The sequence below is a fragment of the Polynucleobacter sp. Nonnen-W13 genome, from assembly GCF_018881735.1.
Lineage (GTDB): Bacteria > Pseudomonadota > Gammaproteobacteria > Burkholderiales > Burkholderiaceae > Polynucleobacter.
Map to the genome: position 1 here is coordinate 463508 of NZ_JACVPU010000002.1, position 20575 is coordinate 484082.

Consider the following 20575-nt stretch of genomic DNA (forward strand, 5'->3'; position numbering starts at 1 on the left):
GTAAAGATGAAAAAAGTACTCATTCTTGGCGTAAACGGCTTTATTGGCCATCACCTTTCAAAGCGCATCCTGGAGACAACCGATTGGCATGTCTATGGCATGGATATGCAGAACGATCGCCTTGGTGATTTAGTAAACCATCCTCGCATGCACTTTTTTGAGGGTGACATCACCATCAATAAAGAATGGGTTGAATATCACATCCGTAAATGCGATGTCATCTTGCCCTTAGTAGCCATTGCAACACCAGCAACTTATGTTCAGCAACCATTAAAAGTATTTGAGCTCGACTTCGAAGCCAATTTACCAATCGTGCGCTCGGCAGTTAAATACAAAAAGCATTTGGTGTTTCCATCTACATCTGAAGTCTATGGCATGTGTGAAGATGGTGAGTTTGATCCCGCGAAGTCGAATATGGTTTATGGCCCAATCAACAAACCACGCTGGATCTATGCTTGCTCTAAACAATTGATGGATCGCGTGATCTGGGGTTACGGCATGGAAGGTTTGCGCTTCACCCTCTTTCGCCCATTTAACTGGATTGGCCCAGGACTAGATAGCATCTACACACCAAAAGAAGGCTCTTCCCGTGTTGTTACTCAGTTCTTGGGTCATATCGTTCGCGGTGAGCCCATCAATGTAGTTGATGGTGGCGCGCAAAAACGTGCCTTTACTTATGTTGATGATGGTATCGACGCCTTAATGCGCATCATCGATAACAAAGATGGCATTGCAAACGGCAAGATCTACAACATCGGTAATCCAAAGAACAACCACTCTATTCGTGAACTCGCCAATCAGATGCTCGATATCGCTCGCAGTATTCCTGAATACGCAAAGACAGCAAATGAAGTGAAGATAGTAGAAACCACTTCCGGTGCTTACTACGGTGAAGGCTATCAGGATGTCCAGAACCGTGTCCCTGCAATTGACAACACGATGACTGAACTGGGCTGGAAGCCAACTATCAATATGAGCGATGCGCTGAAGAATATTTTTGAAGCCTATCGACATGACGTTGAAAACGCACGTCATTTAGTTGATAAAGAATAAGCGAAATTACGTTTAAGGCTTCATGGCTAAGATTGCACTCAAAGTAGATGTTGATACTCTGCGCGGGACCAAAGAAGGTGTCCCCAACCTAGGGCGGACGCTTGAACGCTTTGGCCTGAAAGCCACCTTCCTATTTAGCCTCGGCCCCGACCACACTGGCTGGGCGCTCAAGCGAGTCTTCAAGCCAGGCTTTCTAAAGAAAGTGAGTCGCACTTCCGTTGTTGAACACTACGGCATTAAGACTTTGCTATACGGCGTCCTGCTTCCTGGTCCCGATATTGGCAAACAAGCTGCTACTGAAATGCGCGCCATAGATACAGCTGGTCATGAGACTGGCATCCATACTTGGGATCACGTTGCTTGGCAAGATGCTGTGCGCAATCGCGACGCTCATTGGACCAAAGCGCAGATGCAAAAAAGTTGGGATCGTTTTGTAGAAATATTTGGCCACCCACCAGTCACTTATGGTGCGGCTGGCTGGCAAATGAATGAGGCTGCTTTTGAGCAACTCGACCAATGGGGCATTCAATATTCTTCCGATGGCAGGGCTGAGCCTAACTTAATGCCATATCGTTTTGACCTACCTTCTGGCAAAGCAAAACATGTTCAATATCCAACTACCTTACCGACTTTTGATGAGTTGATTGGAATAGATGATGCTGATGAATTTGGTGCTGTAAAGAAGCTCCTAAAAATCACCCAAAGCAATCCGAATGATCAAGTGTTCACTCTGCATGCAGAGCTTGAAGGTCAGAAGCTTCTACCCGCCTTTGAGCAACTACTAGCAGGCTGGTTAAATCAAGGGCACGATCTCGTTACCATGGGTGAACTTCATCAATCTTGGGCAGCTACTAAGCAACTAGATAAAATAGCGGTACAGCCAGTGACCTGGGGGGAAATACCCAATAGAAGTGGCGAGCTCATTTTGCAAACGGTATAAGTAAGCTCAGAATACGTAATACATCAAGTTAAATAAGAGAGTCCTATCATGACAGTAGAAATTGGTAAACCAATGCCCCAATGTGCAATCCCAGCAACATCAGGATTGACCTTTACCCCAGACTCAGCCAAAGGCAAAAAACTGGTTGTCTACTTTTACCCAAAAGATATGACTCCAGGTTGCACTGCGGAGTCTGGTGAATTTCGGGATAACATTGATGCCTTCACCAAAGCCAATACCTTGATCGTTGGCGTATCTCGGGATAGCATCAAGTCTCACGACAACTTCCGAAGCAAACTGGAATTACCATTCGAACTCGTTGCCGATACCGAAGAGACCTTATGCCAGCTATTTGGCGTCATGAAAATGAAGAATATGTATGGCAAACAAGTTCGCGGCGTAGAACGCAGCACCTTCCTCTTTGACTCTTCAGGCAAGCTAGTAAAAGAGTGGCGTGGCCTTAAGGTTCCCGGACATGTGACAGAGGTATTACAAGCAGCCCAAGCAACTAAATAATTTTTTAATTAATTTAATCTGGGGCACTTGCAAAGCCCAAAATTTGGGGTAAAGTAGTTCTTATGCACCGTAAACGACGGGAAAGTCTCACAATCCGTTTGACTCAACAGCCTGAACACTTAAGAGCAGGCTCGGTAAACAACCCCCGCCGTTTTATAGATCGTTTTACACTCAGTTTCGTTATAAACCGTCAATGCAATCCGCTTGACGGTTTTTTCTTTTAGGAGAGTCTGCATGCCATTGCCCCCAATCCCAACTCAAATTGCTGACCAAGTAAAAATTAGTGGCAAGGACACCCCGAATTTAAAGAAACGTCCTGCACCAGCAAAAACTGTTGTGATGGACCGCCATACTCCAGATTGGGCAACAGATGTAGAGGAAGATCTATCTGCTGCTGAAATAGCGCTTGAGAAAATTAAAAGTGATCACAACCCAGTAGTTGTGCGTAGTGTGCGCAGTGATAACAAAATAGCGAATGTTCCAGAAAAACCAAAGCGGATTATTCGTACTGGTCCTCCGAGTCTATTTGTCTTAGATACCAATGTATTGATGCATGATCCAAGCTCTCTGTTTCGCTTCTCTGAACATGATCTCTTCTTACCAATGACTACTCTTGAGGAATTGGACAATCATAAGAAAGGTATGACGGAGGTTGCTCGTAACGCCCGCACAGTCAGTCGCTCCTTAGATCAATTAGTAGCAGGTACTAGCGGCACATTAGATGAAGGCATCCCCCTAAATAAGCTTGGCAATCAAGATGTGTCTGGTCGACTCTTTTTCCAGACAAAACTGACTACCCAAGCGCTACCAGAGGGCTTACCTGAAGGTAAGGGCGACAACCTCATCTTGGCAGTGGTCAGTGAGCTACAAAAGACGCGTAAAGGCCAAGAAGTTGTTCTGGTATCGAAAGATATCAATATGCGCATCAAGGCTCGTGCCTTAGGTCTGCCTGCTGAAGACTATTTCAATGACCAGGTCTTAGAAGATCGTGACTTAATGTATTCCGGAGTCATGGCATTACCTGCAGACTTTTGGCCAAAGCACGGCAAAGATATGGAGAGCTGGGCGGACGGCAAATCAGGAACGATGTTTTATCGTGTCACTGGCCCCTCAGTCCCCAGCATGTTAGTAAATGAATTTGTCTATCAAGAAAATCCAGATGGATCAACACCGTTCTATGCTCAAGTTAAAGAGATCAATGGCAAGACTGCCCTACTTCAAACCCTGAGGGACTTCTCTCATCAGAAAAATAATGTATGGAGTGTGACAGCACGTAATCGCGAGCAGAACTTTGCCATGAATCTACTCATGAACCCGGATGTAGATTTCATCACATTACTGGGGCAAGCGGGCACTGGTAAAACTCTGCTGGCCTTAGCTGCTGGGTTGGAGCAAGTGTTGGATAGTAAGCGCTACAACGAAATCATTATTACCCGAGCTACAGTTCCTGTAGGTGAGGATATTGGCTTTTTACCAGGCACCGAAGAAGAGAAGATGCAGCCTTGGATGGGTGCATTTGATGACAACCTTGAGGTGCTTCAACGCAACGAAGACGGTAGCGCTGGTGAATGGGGTCGCGCCGCAACCCAGGAATTGATTCGTTCACGCATTAAAGTGAAGAGCATGAACTTCATGCGCGGCAGAACTTTTGTCAGTAAATTTGTGATTATTGATGAAGCGCAAAATTTAACTCCAAAGCAAATGAAAACCTTGGTTACTCGTGCAGGCCCAGGAACCAAGATTATTTGTTTAGGTAATATTGCTCAGATTGATACACCTTACTTAACCGAAGGTTCTTCAGGTCTAACTTATGTGGTGGATCGCTTCAAAGGCTGGCGTCATGGTGGGCATGTGACTCTGGCTCGCGGTGAGCGCTCACGTCTTGCGGATCATGCTGCTGACGCACTCTAAGCAAACTGTCTCATGCCGCACTCTGATGGGGTGCGGCATTTTTATTTGCGCCCTTCTCTTGCTTACGGGGTGTAGCAGTTTTGGCTCAAAAAATAGTGCAGCTAAGCTTACCCAATTCCAACAAGATACTACCGTAGGTACTGAAGATATCTCGATTGCTGCAGTGGGTTTGGTCGGCGTGCCCTATCGCTATGGCGGCAATAATCCCAATGGGGGGTTTGATTGCAGTGGATTAATTGCTTATGTCTACAACAAGTCTGCGAACATCAAGTTACCAAGGACTATTCAAGAGATGAGTAATCGTGGCCAAAGCGTAGACAGTGGTCCGCCTGCACCTGGTGATCTTGTCTTCTTTAATACGACTGGCGCAAAGTATTCACACGCAGGCATCTATGTAGGTCAGGGTAGATTTGTGCATGCCCCAAGCGCAGGCGGGACTGTGCGTCTAGAGTATATTTCTTCACCTTACTGGGCGGCCAGATTTACTGAGGCTAGAAGATTGACGCCTTAACTATTAGCCTTCAGGTGGATAGCATTAACACCGTATTCCCAAAACACTCAATATTGTTTACATTTGTAAGTAGAACAATTGGTTCTTTAGATTACTCATTGGGGGTGGCTCGTATGAAGAAAATCATTATCGCTTTTAGTATTGTATTTAGCCTTGCAATTCCGTCTGTTGCTTTTGCAGATCAAGTAGCTTGTGAAGCTAAGGCAGTTAGCAAAGAAGGTAAACCGCTTTATGGTGCAGCTAAAGATGCCTCAATCAAGAAGTGTATGGGTGATGCCAAGCCCAATGATTGCGAAGCTAAGGCAGTAAGCAAGGATGGCAAGCCGCTTTATGGTGCCGCCAAAGCCGCATCCATTAAGAAATGTGAAGGCGGCAACTAAATACCTTTCCCATCAATTTAAAAAGCCTCGCAATGCGAGGCTTTTTTTACTCTTAATTGCTGCTTATTATTTTCTTTTGAATTAGAACGGCTCGTATCCACCAGAGGAGTAACCTACTGATCCCATCGCCAAGTTGTCGAACTTGGTATATGGACCTTGCCAGCTCAAGCGCACAGTACCAATTGGTCCATTACGTTGCTTGCCAATGATGATCTCCGCCATGCCCTTATCTTGGGTTGTATCTGGGTGATACACCTCATCACGATAGATGAACATAATTAAGTCAGCATCTTGCTCGATCGCGCCCGACTCCCGCAAATCAGACATGATGGGGCGCTTATTAGGGCGCTGTTCTAGTCCACGGTTTAACTGCGACAAAGCAACTACTGGACACTGTAATTCTTTTGCGAGTGACTTGAGTGAGCGCGAGATCTCAGAGATCTCTGTTGCACGGTTCTCAGAACCAGAGCCACTCATCAACTGCAGGTAATCAATCACAACGAGACCAAGCGTTCCGCCAAAGTTACGAGCAATACGACGTGCACGTGCACGCAACTCCAAACTGGAAAGAGCGCCAGTCTCATCAATCAAAATTTGGGTATTACTTAGACGAGCAATCGCATCCGTGACACGTGGCCACTCGTCATCCTGTAGCTTGCCGGTACGCATACGACCTTGATCAACGCGCCCTACTGAACCTAATAAACGGGCCGCCAATTGCTCACCCGACATCTCCATTGAGAAAACAACGACCGGCAAACCTTCAGCTAATGCGACGTTCTCGGCGATATTAAGCGCAAATGCAGTGTTGTGGGTTACTACGTAATCATTAGTTATATAGGTTCTATCTGGGTGACTAACGGAGATACATTGCGCCTCAGTCACTCTGGATGGCTCGATACTCTTAAATGACAGTCTGCGTTGGCGATCCCAGCTCGCTCTGAGTCTTTCTTTCTTTTCAGGCAAAGTAAATGCTTGAAAGCCTGGGCCAAAACTCATATTTAAGACGTAGGCCAAACGACCCTGCTTCTTCTCGCCTTTGTAAGTGTAGCTTGACTGTTTTTGTGCGATTGAGCAAAAGCCGCCTAATGATCTAGCCAAAGTGGCAACATCTTCTGATAACTGTTTACTTGCAGTACAAAAACGAATAGAGCCCCACTTCTCAATCCAGCCATCAGTGTCCATCAAACCCTGAAACAGTGCGAGACGAGAATTCTTATTGGCCTCAAGGTAAGTAGCGGGGATATATTTATCAAAACTTCTGCAGCCTAGAACACCCAAATCCTGCAAGGCAGAGCGGAAATAATTCGTTGGCACAGATTGACGTTGGCCATTAGCCGCAATTCTGGTTTTGGAGACCAATCTCCAGTCATATGCGTTGGCATGAACTAACTCCATCTCATATCCAGCTAGAGCATTCATGCGCTCAATTAGCTCAGGAGATTTGGTGGAGAATGAAACACTTTTATGAGAGAGAGCTAAAGTTCCGTCACCAAGTAATGCACCTAGCACCCAAGGATTTATTGGTAATGTATTTGAATGACCAAAATCCCCTGAAACAGTCTCTATCCACAGACGATTCTGGTATCGAACACAAGAAAGCATTTCAATTAAACGCGCAGTATTAATAACTTTGGGAGCATCCCAGTCGCGGTACATCACCCGCCAGAGATGTTCATCGCAACACTCAGCCTCACGACCATCAGAGAAGGTGACTTTATAAATCTGCTTCATGCCTTGCGGATAGATGCCGGTCACCATGGAATGCTGGCCATCTACAGAGGCAAGGCGATCGCCAAACCGCAAGTCACCCATCAACTTCCAGCCATCAACTGTTTTTACTTTGGCATCCAGCGGTTGCGCTTTACCCATTGAAGGTCTACCAGCAACAATCACCAAGTCACCTTTTTGCAGACCGCTAGTTTGTTTATCTAGATCAATGAATCCAGTTGCAATACCAGTGATGTCACTGCCACCTTGACGGTTATATAACTCGTCAATCCGGGCAACAACGGTTTTAAGTAATGGTTCGATCTCGAGGTAGTCAGCTTTGCGACTACCCTCTTCACCAATTTGTAGAATACGTGACTCCGCTTCATCCAAGAGCGTTCTGACTGAACGGCCCTCTGGAACAAATGCAGAGTTCACAATGTTGTCAGATACTTCGATGAGGCGACGCAGAATGCTACGATCACGAACAATATCGGCATAGCCTTTGATGTTGGCTGCACTTGGAGTGCTTTGCGCTAATGAATTGAGGTAATCAATACCAACTAAGTCACCACCCTGCTCGGACTTAACAGCCTCATGAACAGTAATGACGTCAGCGGGATGATTGTCGCCAACTAAACGCTGAATGACCTTATAGATCAGAGCATGTTCAGGGCGATAGAAATCTTTATCAGTTAATACACCACCTAGGCGATCCCAGGCTGTGTTGTCGATCAATAGACCGCCGAGCAAAGATTGCTCGGCTTCTACAGAATGCGGTGGTACTTTTAAAGCCTGCAAGGCTGCATCCCCAGAACCCATCATGCCAGGACTTGGCATAAGAGAGCGTGAGCGGGATTCAGCCATGAGGCTAGATTACAGATCTAAAACTTACGCTTGCTCGCCAACTACACGGATAGTGATGTCAGCCACTACATCGGTATGAACTGCTACCGCTACAGGGTGATCACCAACCATCTTCAACGGGCCAGTAGGCATGCGTACAGAAGCTTTTTCGATTGCAAAGCCTTTGGCTTTCAAAGCATCAGCGATGTCATGGTTTGTTACAGAACCAAACAAACGACCATCGACACCAGCTTTTTGACCGATTTCGAGAACCAAGTCCTTGAGCTTTGTGCCAACCGCTTCGGCAGCAGCCAATTTCTCAGCAGCCAACTTTTCCAACTCAGCGCGACGTACTGCAAAGTCAGCGATGGCTGTTTCAGTTGCACGACGAGCTTTGCGTTGTGGGATTAGGAAATTACGAGCGTAACCGTCTTTAACACGAACGATGTCACCGAGATTGCCCAGGTTAATTACTTTTTCTAAAAGAATGATTTGCATTGAGGGCTCCCAATTATTTCTTGTGTTGATCGGAGAATGGCAACAAAGCCAAGTAACGAGCACGCTTGATAGCAGTGTCTAACTGACGCTGATATTTAGCTTTTGTGCCTGTCAAACGTGCAGGAGTGATCTTAGCGTTTTCGCCAATAAAGTCCTTCAATGTATCTACGTCTTTGTAATCAATCTGTTCTACGCCAGCAACAGTGAAACGGCAATAACGCTTACGCTTGAACAATGGGTTCTGAGCTGGTTTCTTTTTGAAATCGGGTTTCTTTCCAAACGCCATGATGATTTCCTCTTTAATTTTTCAATTGAATATGGGTAATGTGGAAAACAAGTCTTTGATTACGTAGAGTCTTAGGTGCTAAGAATCCTTCAAACACTGCCTCGGCCCCTAAATCCATTTGCTCTAAGCCCTTTTGTATCGGACCAATTGCTATGGCTTCAACACTCATCTGAATTTTCCTGGCTACTCCTACCTCGTTTACTTCGCCGCTATGCTCTAGCTGGCAATGCATCACCGGTATTCCTGCTGGTGTAAATCGAATCGCGTCTTTAGATACCAAGAATGCAGTTAGGGTGAAATGATTCAACGCCACTCCGTCACTCTGATACGTTTTCTAGTCTGTGTATTCCTCTTCAAATTTCTGACTTAAGCCGCTACTACAGGAGCGTCGGATTGAGCTGATTTGCGCGCTTCTTCACGTTGCACTTCTTTCATCATGATGGAAGGCTCTGTTTCAGCTTTCTTCGTCTTGATGATGAGGTGACGCAAAACAGCATCGTTAAATTTGAATGCGTGCTCGAGCTCGTCCAGAGTTTTCTGGTCGCACTCAATGTTCATGCAAACGTAATGGGCTTTAGCAAGCTTGTCGATCATGTAAGCCATCTGACGACGACCCCAATCTTCCATGCGGTGAATTTTGCCGCCAGCAGCAGCTAATGTCGCTTTGTAGCGATCGATCATCGCAGGCACTTGCTCGCTTTGGTCCGGGTGGACGATAAAGACGATTTCATAATGACGCATCTAACACTCCTTAAGGATAAAGTCACCTGGGCGTCTTGCTAACTTCCGATGGTTTTAAAGTTAGCGCCAGTGTGACAAGGTAGTAACAAATTGTAGGTAAAACTAACTACACATATTTACAGCTTTTAAGTCCTCACCGAATTTCAGGTAAGTCCGCTATTCTAGCAAAAAAATCCTGCCAAGTCAGGGGCTTACCGGCTTTATTTGCCTGTTTTGCCGCATTTAGAGCTAATTGAAGTGCAATTCTGGCCCTAGGGGCGGTTAAGGTGCCTGAAGCTCGGCATCCAAGGGGGTCTAACTCAGGAATATTTGGCAAAGTAGCGCCAGCACCAGTTCTAGTAGTTCTCACCAAAGCAATGCCCTGAACCATCGCCTGATCTAAAGGTTTGACCCAGTCATCATGGAAACCACCATGCCCCGAACCTGCAATAACAAAACCCTGGACAGCGCTACTAAGCCAATTTGCGATGGTTTCAGGGCGAGCACCCGCATGACTAGTCAGAATCTCGACCCAAGGCCACTCACCCTCCCCGGGAATAGGTAAATCTTCACTCCAAGCTGCCTGCACGGCCTTCACGCCAGATAACCACGAGGGGTTAATTAAGCCTACCGAACTGGATGGGGCGTTTTGTAATGGCGCATTCAAAGCCGTAGCGTGGCGCTTAGCTAGATCCATTGCCATACATCCGCGCCCGTCCATCACCGCATAAATGCCACCAGGACAGTTATCAATGGGCGTGGAAGCCCAGCGCATGGCATCCAATAGATTAGAGGGTCCATCAGCTCCAGGTGCATTACTCGGCAGCATGGCCCCAGTCAAAATAACCCTCTTAGACTGAGTCTGCGCTAACTTTCCACAGCTTGCCTGCAAAAATAAGCCCGTTTCCTCAATCGTATCGGTGCCGTGGGTAATCACAACCCCCTTTACAGCAGCGTCTAGCAAGGCCTCTCTTACAGCAAGCCCAAGGCTAGTAAGGTGCGCATCAGTCAGATTGCGACTATTGACATTCGCCATCTGACGAGAAACCAGCTTAACCCCCTCAGGCACTACTGACTGGACCTGCGCGACTAAAGCGTCAACCCCGACTTGGCCAGCTTCGTATTGAAGGGGGCTTTCTTTTGGATTGGGGGCGAGACCTGCAATGGTGCCACCCATACCTAAAACTAGAAGATGGGGTGTATTTTCAGAAATACTGGATTTTGAGCTCATCCCTTCATTATCCGCCTCCAAATTACTTGAATATTCAAAAAGTGCTGTATACAATCCCAGTATGGACATAAATACAGTCGATTTTCCAGAGGAGCTGACTGCCCTCCCTAAACTCACCTCACGTCAAAGTGAGATTTTGGAATTGATTACCAAGGCCATCGATGAAAGCGGCTCTCCCCCTACTCGCGCTGAAATTGCAACGCAACTGGGCTTTGCTTCTGCCAACGCTGCTGAAGAGCACTTACGCGCATTAGCAAAAAAAGGGTATATCGAACTGACACCGGGAACGTCCCGCGGCATTCGTATTCCACAACGATTTAATCAGACACACAATCCCAATAAATATCGTCAGATGTCATTACCTTCTGGCGCGCTTCAGCAACTCACACTGCCACTCATTGGTCGTGTTGCTGCAGGCTCACCGATCATGGCTGTTGAACACATTGAAAAACAAGTGCCAATTGATCCAAGTTTGTTCAGCAAAGGTGCCGATTACTTACTGAAGGTGGTTGGCATGAGTATGCGCGATGCTGGCATTTTGGATGGTGACTATCTTGCAGTACGAAAAACTTCCGAAGTTCGTAACGGCGATATCGTGGTTGCGCGATTGGATGATGAAGTCACAGTAAAACGTTGGAACCAAAAGAAAACTGCGGATGGTATGGTGATTGAATTACAAGCCGAGAATCCAGACTTCAAAAATATCTTGGTAGACAGACGTCAACCAAACTTTGCTGTTGAAGGTCAAGCCGTTGGCTTGATCAGAGCTGGCGGACTCTAGCCCAAGACTGCTGAAACAAAAGGCCTCTATACGAGGCCTTTTTCAATTGCAGAGTGGGGCTAAAGCATTCTTGCCGCTCTATCTTTTTTCTATGATTTATTTTTTACTAGGCGCAACTATATTTGCATTCTTCGGGGATGCAGTAATAGTAATGATTGTCTTTGGACCAGTGAATGGACCCTCATTTAATTCTACTGTTGAGGTACGATCACCTTTCGTGAAAACCAAAATACTGGTTTTTGATTTCACGGCACTCACAGTGGTCCAACCAGCCCTTGGATATTCAGCTTGGAAGAATGCATAAATATCCGTTGGCGTTTGCACACCAGATAAAACAACGCGCCCTACCCAGTTATCACCGCGGCCAATAATCAGTGAATCAGAGCCAATAATTTTTGATGCCGCAGGCAATGGCATATCACCTAAAAGTTGCGATTGAATTTCTTGGACTTCACTTGGCGTACCTGTTGGAGAGTCGCCAGAAGATGCACATGCTGCTAGCAAGATGGATAGCGCTAAGGCTATTGAAAATTGATGGAATCGTTTAAGTTGAATCATGTTCTTGCCCTGGTAATCAATCTACATTACTGGAGGCGCGTGAGGGAATCGAACCCCCGTACGAAGCTTTGCAGGCTCCTGCCTAACCACTCGGCCAACGCGCCATATGCTTGAATCAAAAATGGGAAGCTTTTTTAGGGCTTCCCATCGAACTTGGAGCGGGAAAGGAGGTTCGAACTCCCGACCTATACCTTGGCAAGGTATCGCTCTACCAGCTGAGCTATTCCCGCATAACAGGGCAACAGTTTAGCAAACAATTTGAGAGCGCGCATTATTCGTGAAGAAGACTGCCCATCAGCCGATCTGATGTTTATACCAAGCCCTTATAAGCCATGGGTTTGTGGACATTAGTCGGCTTTTTCAACTAGCTGAGGCAAAGCCTTTTTCATGTAATAAAACATTGACCAAAGTGTCAAAAAAGATGCAATCCAGATTAACCAAGTACCAACTTGTGCGCAATTGAGCCAACCAAAAATGGTGTCGTTCAACAATAAAAACGGAATTGCTACAAGTTGGGCCGTGGTCTTCAGCTTGCCGACCATATGCACAGCAACACTTTTCCCAGCACCTAAGAGCGCCATCCACTCCCTCAGGGCGGAGATGGTAATTTCACGTCCAATGATGATGAGGGCAACCCAAACCTGCACACGGTCCATATTGAGGAGAACCAATAATGCAGCAGCAACAATTAACTTGTCTGCTACAGGATCTAAGAATTGACCAAATGCCGACTCTTGCTTCATTTTGCGAGCTAAGAACCCATCCAACCAATCAGTCACTGCAGCAAAAATAAAAATGACTGTAGCTGTGAGATTCTTATCAAAGGGAGTAAGCCAGCTATCAGGCAAATAGAACACTGCGACGACAAGCGGAATTGCAGCAACGCGCAACCAGGTCAAGGCAATGGGTAAATTAAAAGGCATGGCTCAAGCATAAACTAATGCGAGTGAGCTGGGCAATCAATGGAGTTGCCTATAGATTTGCTCTGCCAATGCAGTTGATATCCCTTCCACGCTGGAGAGTTCTTCGATAGTGGCATTAGAAACGCCACGTAAACCCCCAAAACGGGCGAGTAATTTTTGACGACGTTTCGCTCCGATACCCTCAATCTCTTCTAACTGAGAAACTGTTCTGGCTTTTGCCCGCTTTGCACGCATGCCAGTGATGGCAAAGCGATGTGCCTCATCCCGGATTTGTGCCACCAATAACAAAGCTGCGCTGTCAATGCCTAGTTCGAGGGATTTCCGTCCGTCCGCAAAAATAAGCGTCTCAAGACCTACCTTACGCCCCTCCCCTTTAGCAACACCAACAATCAAACTGATATCCATGCCAAATTCAGAGAGAACTTGTCTTGCCATCTCAACCTGGCCTTTGCCACCGTCAATCAAAATCACTTGTGGCATCTTCTCAACAGGAAGCTCTTGGAAATTTGCATAACGACGCTCTAAGACCTGACGCATGGCAGCATAGTCATCGCCTGGTGTGATGTCATTAATATTAAATCGTCGATATTCACTAGGCTGCATCGCATTTTTTGAATACACCACGCAAGAAGCTTGCGTGGCCTCACCAGAAGTATGGCTAATGTCAAAACACTCAATACGCAACTGCTCAAGACTTTCCAACTCCAAAGCTAAAACATCAGCCAGCGCTCGCGCTCTTGCTAGCTGTCCACCAGTCTCGACCAAACGCTTTGCAATTGCAATCTTGGCATTGCCCTCAGCCATCGCCAACCAATGCCGTCTCTGCCCTTGTGGCTGATGCAGGAAAGTAACGCGCTTACCAGCTTGCGCATTGAGCAAGTCATGCAAACCCTCAGGGGCTGATTGCTCAGGACTATCTTCAGCAGTTTCTTCTGGCGCCGCAATATCATCAACCAACCTTCTTAAAGGGTGATTCAGAATCAATACGGGTGGAATTAAATTGGTAGTCGCCTCACCATCACCCGACTTCTCCTCTAGGTAATGTTGCGCAATAAAGGCTTCTAAAATTTCTGCGGGGGGTGGCAACTCTCCAGAGCTTGAACGCAAACCCTTAGGGAAATATGCTCGATCACCTAAATGGCGTCCACCCCGAATCATTGCCAAATTGACGCAAACCACACCCTCCATTTGAGCGACAGCGATGACGTCGACATCACCTTCACCATCAGCAACGGTATCCATGGACTGCTGCTGCAAGACACTAGAGAGGTCTGCAATTCGATCTCTTAGTACCGCAGCCATTTCAAATTCCATAGCATCGCTATAGGCATGCATCTTTTTTTCAAGCTCAGAGAGCACGCGACTATGATCGCCCTCTAAAAAACGTGTTGCCTGTGCTACGTCCTGCCCATATTGATCTGCGTTCAGACGACCAACACAAGGTGCGCTACAGCGATGAATTTGATGCAATAAACAAGGACGACTACGATTTTTGAATACCGAATCTTCGCAAGTTCTCAGGCGAAAGACTTTCTGCAAAATCTGCACGCTATTGCGTACTGCCCATGAATTAGGAAACGGTCCAAAGTAGTGATTACGCTTATCTGTTTTTCCTCGATAGGAGGCCAGACGTGGAAACTGGTGCCCCGTCAACATCACATAGGGATAGGACTTATCATCTCGGAAGAGAATATTGAATGGAGGAGCTAACTCCTTAATCAAATTGTTCTCTAGAATTAAGGCTTCGGTTTCCGAGCGTGTTACTGTAGTTTCGTAGCGGGCGATTTTTCCCACCATCAGCTCTATCCGTGGTGAAAGCTGAGTTCGCTGGAAGTAACTAGATACCCGCTTTTTGAGGTTGCGCGCTTTGCCGACATACAAAATATGTCCCGCCTCATCAAAGAAGCGATACACCCCCGGCAATCCGGGTAGCCGTTTAACATCCTGCTGAAGGGTTTCAAAAAGCGAATTACTCATGCGTTGGGATATTTTCTGTCAAATCGTAGACAACTATGGTGATGCCGGTGTTTGCTGGCGCCTAGCAAGAAGCTTAACAAGTCTTCATGGCCAAGACGTGCGCATTTTCTGTGACGATCTCCCAACCCTTAATTTACTCGCTTCTGGGGTTGACCCAGAAATCAAGCGTCGCATCGATATCCAGCCCTGGGAAGCAAGTCATAACAATAGCCGTCATCCAGTTGAGGCACCCGATGTGGTGATTGAGGCATTTGGGTGCGATCTACCAGAGCGTTACCTTGCGGGCCTACTGATTGCACCCAAAAAACCTATCATCATTAATCTGGAGTATTTAACTGCCGAGCCCTGGATTGTGGACTTTCATCAGAAAGCATCCCCGCAGGCACACGGTATTCCGAAATATTTTTTCTTTCCTGGATTCCAGGCTAATGCAGGTGGAATTTTGATGGATCCAATTCCTCAAGAGTCATCACTGACAGAACAATGGGTTCCCAAGAGCCTCAGTGTAAGCTGGAGACTCTTGCGAGCTAATGCAAAACGTATCAGCGTCTTTTGCTACCCAGGAGTACCGCTCCTGAAATGGTTGGAGGATCTAGCAACATTAGATGAGAACTTTGACATCGTCCTGACGCATGGTCAGATTGAGCAATTGCAGTTCAGCTCTGGTCATCCAACTAAGGCACTTGTCCTGCCCAACTTGATTCAACTCATCTCAATTCCTTTTGTCTCTCAAGATGAATATGATTGGGCTCTCTCTCAATGCGACTTCAATATTGTTCGGGGCGAGGATTCTTTTGTCCGAGCGCAGTTGGCTGGGAAACCCTTCATCTGGCATATTTACCCACAAGAAGATCACGCGCACGAAACCAAGTTGGCTGCATTTTTAGATCTCTATCTTGAAGATGCATCTCAAGAACTTAAACATGCCGTCATTGCCGCAATGACTTGGGCAATGCCTAGCAAGTGGCACCAATCCATGGATGACTGGAATACGCATTCCAAGGCTTGGCGAGCAGATTTATTAGAAAAACAAGCCGATGGTGGCCTAGCCGCCCGTCTAATGAGCTTTGTAGCCTGATCTTGGGCTAAATATGCCTGCGGGCGGTTACAATCTTGTTTTTGATAAAAACCGCAGAAAAACAGCTCTGCACCCAGGAATAGCAAGATGAAAACAGCACAAGAACTCCGCGTTGGTAACGTAGTCATGATCGGCACTGATGCCATGGTCGTTTTAAAAGCAGAATACAGCCGCTCTGGCCGTAACTCCTCTGTTGTGAAAATGAAATTCAAGAACTTGTTAACTGGCGCGCCTAATGAAGGCGTATTTAAAGCAGATGACAAGTTTGATGTGGTGATCTTGGATAAAAAAGATTGCACCTATTCTTACTTCGCAGATCCAATGTATGTATTTATGGATACCGAGTACAACCAATATGAAGTGGAAGCTGAATTCATGGGCGATGCATTGCATTACCTAGAAGAAAGTATGCCTTGCGAAGTCGTGTTCTACGAAGGTAAAGCACTCTCTGTAGCAATGCCAAACTCGTTGGTTCGTGAAATCATTTACACAGAGCCAGCAGTTAAAGGCGATACCAGCTCAGGCAAAGTCTTGAAGACTGCAAAATTAGCTACCGGCTATGAATTGCAAGTGCCATTGTTTTGCAACACCGGCGACAAAATCGAGATCGATACTCGCACAGGTGAATATCGTAGCCGCGCTAACTAATTAGATCACTCGATATGCAATAGCCCGGTACGCCGGGCTTTTTTATTGCCTAGGCAATAAGCTTCAATTGCTTGAGCAAGCCTTTCGCATGCTGGTATTGCGCTTCGCCTTGTAATTCATCCCAAGTAGGAGCTTCAGCGCTTGGCATCAAGCGATTTAATCGAGTTGCAGATTCAGCCTGTTTTGTTTTGGAAACTTTTAGCTGACTCAGCAATTGATCTGCGAGATCAGGGCGATTGCAAATTAATACTGCATCGCATCCTGCCTCAAGTGCCATATCAGCGCCTTTAACTACAGAACCAGCCACACTGGCGCCTTCCATTGAAAGGTCATCGCTAAAGATCACACCTTCAAATCCCAACTCTTGACGCAAGATGGAGTGCAGCCAAATCTTAGAAAATCCCGCTGGATTTTTATCTACTTGTGGATAAATCACGTGAGCTGGCATTACTGCAGTCAAACTCAAATCTAACCACTCGTAAGGCTTAGCATCGTCATCTAAAATCTTTTGTAGTGAACGCTCATCAACTGGAATGGCCACATGCGAATCTGCCTCTGCCCAGCCATGACCCGGAAAATGCTTGCCACAATTCGCCATACCCGCCAGTCGTAAGCCTTCGTTCAAACTCTTAGCCAATGCAAAGGTGATTTGTGGATCACGACTAAATGCACGATCACCAATTACACCGCTACGACCAAAGTCTAAATCTAGGACAGGAGTAAAGCTAAAATCCACGCCACAAGCCCTTAATTCGGCAGCTAAGATATATCCACAGGCAGTTGCAGCTGCCATAGCGATGGCAGCAGATTGAGCGCTATGGATCGATTTATTTTTAGCACCCCATAGCTCGCCAAGCTTGCGCATAGTAGGCAAATGGGTGAAGCCATCCGTTCTGCAGCGCTGCACTCGTCCACCCTCATGATCAATCGAGATCAACACATCGGAACGGATTTTTTTAATTTCCGAAGTCAGCTTTGTGATTTGCTTGCGATTTACAAAATTTCTACCAAATAAAATCACACCACCAGTAAGTGGGTGCAAGATGCGACGACAATCCTCCGCGTTTAACTCGAGACCAGCAACATCTAAAGTAACAGGGCCTGGTTTCATAGTCGACTTGCTCATGTATTCCTCGAAATTTTTTAGTTTGATATGCTCTTGAGAGTTGTTTTATTTTTGAACTACGATGACGTGGGCTATTGCCATATCTTGCTCATCACTAACAGTGACCTGAGCTTCCCAGTTTTTATCCTGCATAAATTGCGCAAGTGCACCCAAATACGATGTCACTGGTTTCCCGCTAGGCTCATTTAGCGTTTGGAGCGATCTCCAAGTCATTGGCATTCTCATGCCTAAGCCGATTGCTTTGGAAAATGCCTCTTTTGCAGCAAAGCGCGTTGCCAAGAAAGCAATGCCCCGTTTGTGATTTCTGGCTAAGCGATGTTTAAAAATCAGCATCTCATCTGGCCCTAGGATCTTTTCAGCCAGACGGCCATTGGTGCGATCGTAAGCAGCTTGAAGCCGCTCGATTTGCAAGATGTCTGTGCCGATGCCAATGATCATTTGATATTGAATCTTTTAAGCCTTAGCCCTGCCCTGAGCCATCAGAGCTTTCATGTCCGTAATTGCTTTTTGCCAACCCTTAAAGAGCGCTTCAGCAACAATGGCGTGTCCAATATTGAGCTCAGAGAGCTCGGCAATAGCAGCAACTGGAATTACATTGCCCTCGTGCAAACCATGGCCTGCATTGACTCGCATACCAATGCTTTTTCCAAACTGGGCTGCTTTTCTGATGCGCTCGAGCTCTTGCTTCTGTTGATCACCAGCCAGATCTGCGTAACGACCAGTATGCAATTCGACTACTGTTGCACCTACATCTTTAGCCGCCTGGATTTGCCGCTCTTCAGGATCAATGAAAAGTGAAACCCGTATGCCGGCAGCTTTTAATTGTGTAGTTGCCGCCTTCACCACCTCAAAGTGACCTATGACATCTAAACCGCCTTCAGTGGTGACCTCCTCACGCTTTTCAGGAACAAGACAAACATCCTGTGGCTGAATCTGACAGGCGATATTAATCATCTCGGGAGTAACGGCGCACTCTAGGTTCATACGCGTCTGAATCAAAGGACGAAGTGCCATTAAATCTGTATCTTTAATATGGCGACGATCTTCGCGTAAATGCAAGGTAATTAAATCAGCGCCAGCCTCTTCAGCCAAGCGAGCAGCTTTTAATGGGTCGGGGTAGATCGTGCCACGTGCATTACGTAGAGTAGCGACGTGATCGATATTAATGCCTAACTCAAGGGTATTAGGATTACTCATACTGGTAGGTTACTAGATTTTCTTTAGATCAATCAAAATCTGACGAGTGGTCAGTACTTGATCTTGGAGATGTAAGCCCAATAAAAAGCGCATTAACTGCTTACTCTCAGAAAGCGTTTCTGAATCAGAAAAGTCTCCCGCTGCGATAGCTAGCAGGGATTTACCGCTCAAGACAGGCCAGTGACCTGGGTCGTCTCCTTGAGCAGGCCTGACTCCACGTTCTGGCTGATAGACGTACTGCTCATTTGAGATGGGGGCACTATTGGTTTCAACACAGCGATCGAGTGCTGCCGCATAACCCGTTTCTTGCAAGAGTGTTAATTCAAATGGACGCAGAATCTCCTCTAAGCCCTTAGATTCTAATTCGAGATTAGATAGGGCCGAGATGGTATCGGTGTAATGGTCGTAAAGTTTTTCATAGTCGTCTTCACGCGCCAAAAACTTGACTAACAACTCATTGAGATAGAAGCCGCAGAGCAATGCATCGCCCACTAAAGAGGGTGTTCCACCAACCCACTCTGATTTCGTTAAAGTACGGAGCTCAGACTTGCCGCTCCAAGAAACCAATAGCGGTTGAAAACGTTGTAAGACTGGACGTAATACCGAATGTGGACGCTTAGCGCCTTTAGCAATCAGCGCCATGCGGCCATATTGCCGTGTAAACACATCCAGAATTAAGCTGGTTTCCTTATAAGGAATGCTGTGCAATACAAAAGCGGGTTCGTCAGCAACACGAATGGAGGCCATGAATAATTACTCTAGTCCCTGCGCTCGTAATTCAGCACGATCATCTGCCCAGCCGCGCTTGACCTTAACCCAAGTCTCCAAAAAGACTTTGCCATCAAAAAGTTTTTCCATGTCAATGCGTGCATCGGTTGAGATTTTCTTCAGTCGTTCACCCTTAGCGCCAATAATCATCGCTTTATGGCTATCGCGATCAACCAAAATCGTTGCTGCAATTCGGCGCATCTTGCCATCCATCTTGAATTGATCAATGACGACTGTGCTGGTGTAAGGCAACTCCTCACCAGTGAAGCGGAAAACCTTCTCGCGCAAAATCTCAGCGGCCAAGAAGCGCTCACTGCGATCAGTAATGGTATCGCCATCGTAGACTGCCGGCGCTTCAGGTAAATAACCCTCAAGCACATCTAATAATCTTTCAATATCGCCAGGGCTCTTGGCGCTCATCGGTACGATTTCAGCGAACTCGCACTTCTGATCTTCATGGCTACCCAATTCACACCAAGGCTGGCTCATTTCTTTCATGAAATGAAGTAAGGCCTGATCACGCTCAGACGGAGTCTGAAAGCGACTATTAAAGAGATCTAATTTATTTAAAACCAAGACAACGGGTAAGTCATCTGGCAGCAATTTCAAAACCTTCTTGTCATCCTCACCAAAATAACCGGCCTCTACTACAAAGCAAGCCACATTCACATCTTGTAAGGCGGTAGTGACCGTACGATTCAATGCCTTATTGAGGGTATTCATCAAACGCGTCTGAAATCCTGGTGTATCAATAAAAATGAATTGCGCTTCTTCACGATTCTGAATACCTAAAATACGATGACGCGTGGTTTGCGCCTTACGCGAGGTAATACTGATCTTCTGCCCAACTAAGGCATTTAAGAGGGTCGATTTGCCCATATTGGGGCGGCCAACAATGGCAATGGTGCCGCATCTAA

General features: G+C 46.4%; 23 protein-coding genes and 2 tRNA genes. 9 read left to right on the top strand and 16 right to left on the bottom strand.

Annotated features, from left to right (window positions below; all coding sequences use genetic code 11):
* The first annotated feature begins 6 nt into the window (after positions 1 to 6).
* The 6 genes from ICN27_RS07655 (at position 7) to ICN27_RS07680 (ending at position 5311) form a co-directional block, all read left to right on the top strand.
* Entirely contained in the window at positions 7 to 1053 is a 1047-nt protein-coding gene (locus ICN27_RS07655; RefSeq protein ID WP_216269558.1) for a bifunctional UDP-4-keto-pentose/UDP-xylose synthase, read from the top strand.
* A 22-nt stretch (positions 1054 to 1075) separates the two neighbouring features.
* Positions 1076 to 1993 (top strand): polysaccharide deacetylase family protein, encoded by a 918-nt coding sequence (locus ICN27_RS07660; protein WP_216269559.1) that lies wholly within the window; start codon positions 1076 to 1078, stop codon positions 1991 to 1993.
* Between the two features lie 48 nt (positions 1994 to 2041).
* Entirely contained in the window at positions 2042 to 2509 is a 468-nt protein-coding gene (locus ICN27_RS07665; RefSeq protein ID WP_215308013.1) for a peroxiredoxin, read from the top strand.
* Between the two features lie 234 nt (positions 2510 to 2743).
* Positions 2744 to 4420, top strand: coding sequence for a PhoH family protein (locus tag ICN27_RS07670; RefSeq protein WP_215308015.1), 1677 nt, complete (start codon positions 2744 to 2746; stop codon positions 4418 to 4420).
* Complete coding sequence (locus ICN27_RS07675; protein ID WP_216269561.1) at positions 4401 to 4931, top strand: C40 family peptidase; 531 nt, start codon at positions 4401 to 4403, stop codon at positions 4929 to 4931. Before ICN27_RS07670 ends, ICN27_RS07675 begins: the two co-directional genes overlap by 20 nt.
* Before the next feature lie 113 nt (positions 4932 to 5044).
* Positions 5045 to 5311, top strand: a complete 267-nt coding sequence (locus ICN27_RS07680) for a hypothetical protein (protein WP_216269562.1) — start codon at positions 5045 to 5047, stop codon at positions 5309 to 5311.
* A gap of 81 nt (positions 5312 to 5392) precedes the next feature.
* On the opposite strand, the gene dnaB is transcribed toward ICN27_RS07680, so the two are convergent.
* The 6 genes from dnaB to ICN27_RS07710 all read right to left on the bottom strand — a co-directional run bounded on the left by dnaB (position 5393) and on the right by ICN27_RS07710 (position 10602).
* Positions 5393 to 7888, bottom strand: coding sequence for a replicative DNA helicase (dnaB, locus tag ICN27_RS07685; RefSeq protein WP_370624495.1), 2496 nt, complete (start codon positions 7886 to 7888; stop codon positions 5393 to 5395).
* Between the two features lie 24 nt (positions 7889 to 7912).
* On the bottom strand, positions 7913 to 8365 hold the full coding sequence (gene rplI, locus ICN27_RS07690; RefSeq protein ID WP_215308019.1) for a 50S ribosomal protein L9: 453 nt from the start codon (positions 8363 to 8365) through the stop codon (positions 7913 to 7915).
* A 13-nt stretch (positions 8366 to 8378) separates the two neighbouring features.
* A complete protein-coding gene (gene rpsR / locus ICN27_RS07695; protein WP_011902267.1) occupies positions 8379 to 8651 on the bottom strand; it encodes a 30S ribosomal protein S18 in 273 nt (90 codons plus the stop codon).
* A gap of 13 nt (positions 8652 to 8664) precedes the next feature.
* Positions 8665 to 8958, bottom strand: coding sequence for a primosomal replication protein N (gene priB / locus ICN27_RS07700; RefSeq protein ID WP_215308021.1), 294 nt, complete (start codon positions 8956 to 8958; stop codon positions 8665 to 8667).
* A 59-nt stretch (positions 8959 to 9017) separates the two neighbouring features.
* A complete protein-coding gene (rpsF, locus tag ICN27_RS07705) occupies positions 9018 to 9392 on the bottom strand; it encodes a 30S ribosomal protein S6 (RefSeq protein ID WP_215304752.1) in 375 nt (124 codons plus the stop codon).
* Between the two features lie 133 nt (positions 9393 to 9525).
* Positions 9526 to 10602, bottom strand: a complete 1077-nt coding sequence (locus tag ICN27_RS07710) for an asparaginase (RefSeq protein WP_216269563.1) — start codon at positions 10600 to 10602, stop codon at positions 9526 to 9528.
* Positions 10603 to 10663: 61 nt separating this feature from the next.
* Here ICN27_RS07710 and lexA point away from each other — a divergent pair, with 61 nt between their 5' ends.
* Entirely contained in the window at positions 10664 to 11383 is a 720-nt protein-coding gene (gene lexA, locus ICN27_RS07715) for a transcriptional repressor LexA (RefSeq protein ID WP_215308025.1), read from the top strand.
* A 96-nt stretch (positions 11384 to 11479) separates the two neighbouring features.
* On the opposite strand, the gene ICN27_RS07720 is transcribed toward lexA, so the two are convergent.
* The 5 genes from ICN27_RS07720 to uvrC all read right to left on the bottom strand — a co-directional run bounded on the left by ICN27_RS07720 (position 11480) and on the right by uvrC (position 14841).
* Positions 11480 to 11941 (bottom strand): hypothetical protein, encoded by a 462-nt coding sequence (locus tag ICN27_RS07720; RefSeq protein WP_215308027.1) that lies wholly within the window; start codon positions 11939 to 11941, stop codon positions 11480 to 11482.
* A 30-nt stretch (positions 11942 to 11971) separates the two neighbouring features.
* A tRNA-Cys gene (locus ICN27_RS07725) sits at positions 11972 to 12045 on the bottom strand.
* 50 nt (positions 12046 to 12095) lie between these two features.
* Positions 12096 to 12171: transfer RNA gene (locus tag ICN27_RS07730), tRNA-Gly, on the bottom strand.
* Positions 12172 to 12288: 117 nt separating this feature from the next.
* The gene (pgsA, locus tag ICN27_RS07735; protein ID WP_215308029.1) at positions 12289 to 12864 is read right to left on the bottom strand and encodes a CDP-diacylglycerol--glycerol-3-phosphate 3-phosphatidyltransferase; all 576 of its coding nucleotides are present in this window, start codon (positions 12862 to 12864) and stop codon (positions 12289 to 12291) included.
* 36 nt (positions 12865 to 12900) lie between these two features.
* Positions 12901 to 14841 (bottom strand): excinuclease ABC subunit UvrC, encoded by a 1941-nt coding sequence (uvrC, locus tag ICN27_RS07740; RefSeq protein WP_216269565.1) that lies wholly within the window; start codon positions 14839 to 14841, stop codon positions 12901 to 12903.
* Here uvrC and earP point away from each other — a divergent pair.
* Together earP and efp are read left to right on the top strand one after the other, a co-directional pair.
* Positions 14840 to 15919, top strand: coding sequence for an elongation factor P maturation arginine rhamnosyltransferase EarP (earP, locus tag ICN27_RS07745; RefSeq protein WP_216269566.1), 1080 nt, complete (start codon positions 14840 to 14842; stop codon positions 15917 to 15919). The genes uvrC and earP overlap by 2 nt on opposite strands.
* Positions 15920 to 16006: 87 nt before the next feature.
* Entirely contained in the window at positions 16007 to 16567 is a 561-nt protein-coding gene (gene efp, locus ICN27_RS07750; RefSeq protein WP_046330550.1) for an elongation factor P, read from the top strand.
* Positions 16568 to 16616: 49 nt separating this feature from the next.
* Here efp and nagZ read toward each other — a convergent pair whose 3' ends face one another.
* The 5 genes from nagZ to era are packed head-to-tail and all read right to left on the bottom strand — an operon-like array spanning position 16617 to position 20537.
* Complete coding sequence (gene nagZ, locus ICN27_RS07755; protein ID WP_216269567.1) at positions 16617 to 17693, bottom strand: beta-N-acetylhexosaminidase; 1077 nt, start codon at positions 17691 to 17693, stop codon at positions 16617 to 16619.
* A 45-nt stretch (positions 17694 to 17738) separates the two neighbouring features.
* A complete protein-coding gene (gene acpS, locus ICN27_RS07760; protein ID WP_216269569.1) occupies positions 17739 to 18131 on the bottom strand; it encodes a holo-ACP synthase in 393 nt (130 codons plus the stop codon).
* 15 nt (positions 18132 to 18146) lie between these two features.
* Complete coding sequence (gene pdxJ / locus ICN27_RS07765) at positions 18147 to 18890, bottom strand: pyridoxine 5'-phosphate synthase (RefSeq protein WP_216269571.1); 744 nt, start codon at positions 18888 to 18890, stop codon at positions 18147 to 18149.
* Positions 18891 to 18902: 12 nt separating this feature from the next.
* A complete protein-coding gene (recO, locus tag ICN27_RS07770) occupies positions 18903 to 19637 on the bottom strand; it encodes a DNA repair protein RecO (RefSeq protein WP_215308040.1) in 735 nt (244 codons plus the stop codon).
* Positions 19638 to 19643: 6 nt separating this feature from the next.
* The gene (era, locus tag ICN27_RS07775) at positions 19644 to 20537 is read right to left on the bottom strand and encodes a GTPase Era (protein ID WP_216861270.1); all 894 of its coding nucleotides are present in this window, start codon (positions 20535 to 20537) and stop codon (positions 19644 to 19646) included.
* Positions 20538 to 20575: the final 38 nt, after the last annotated feature.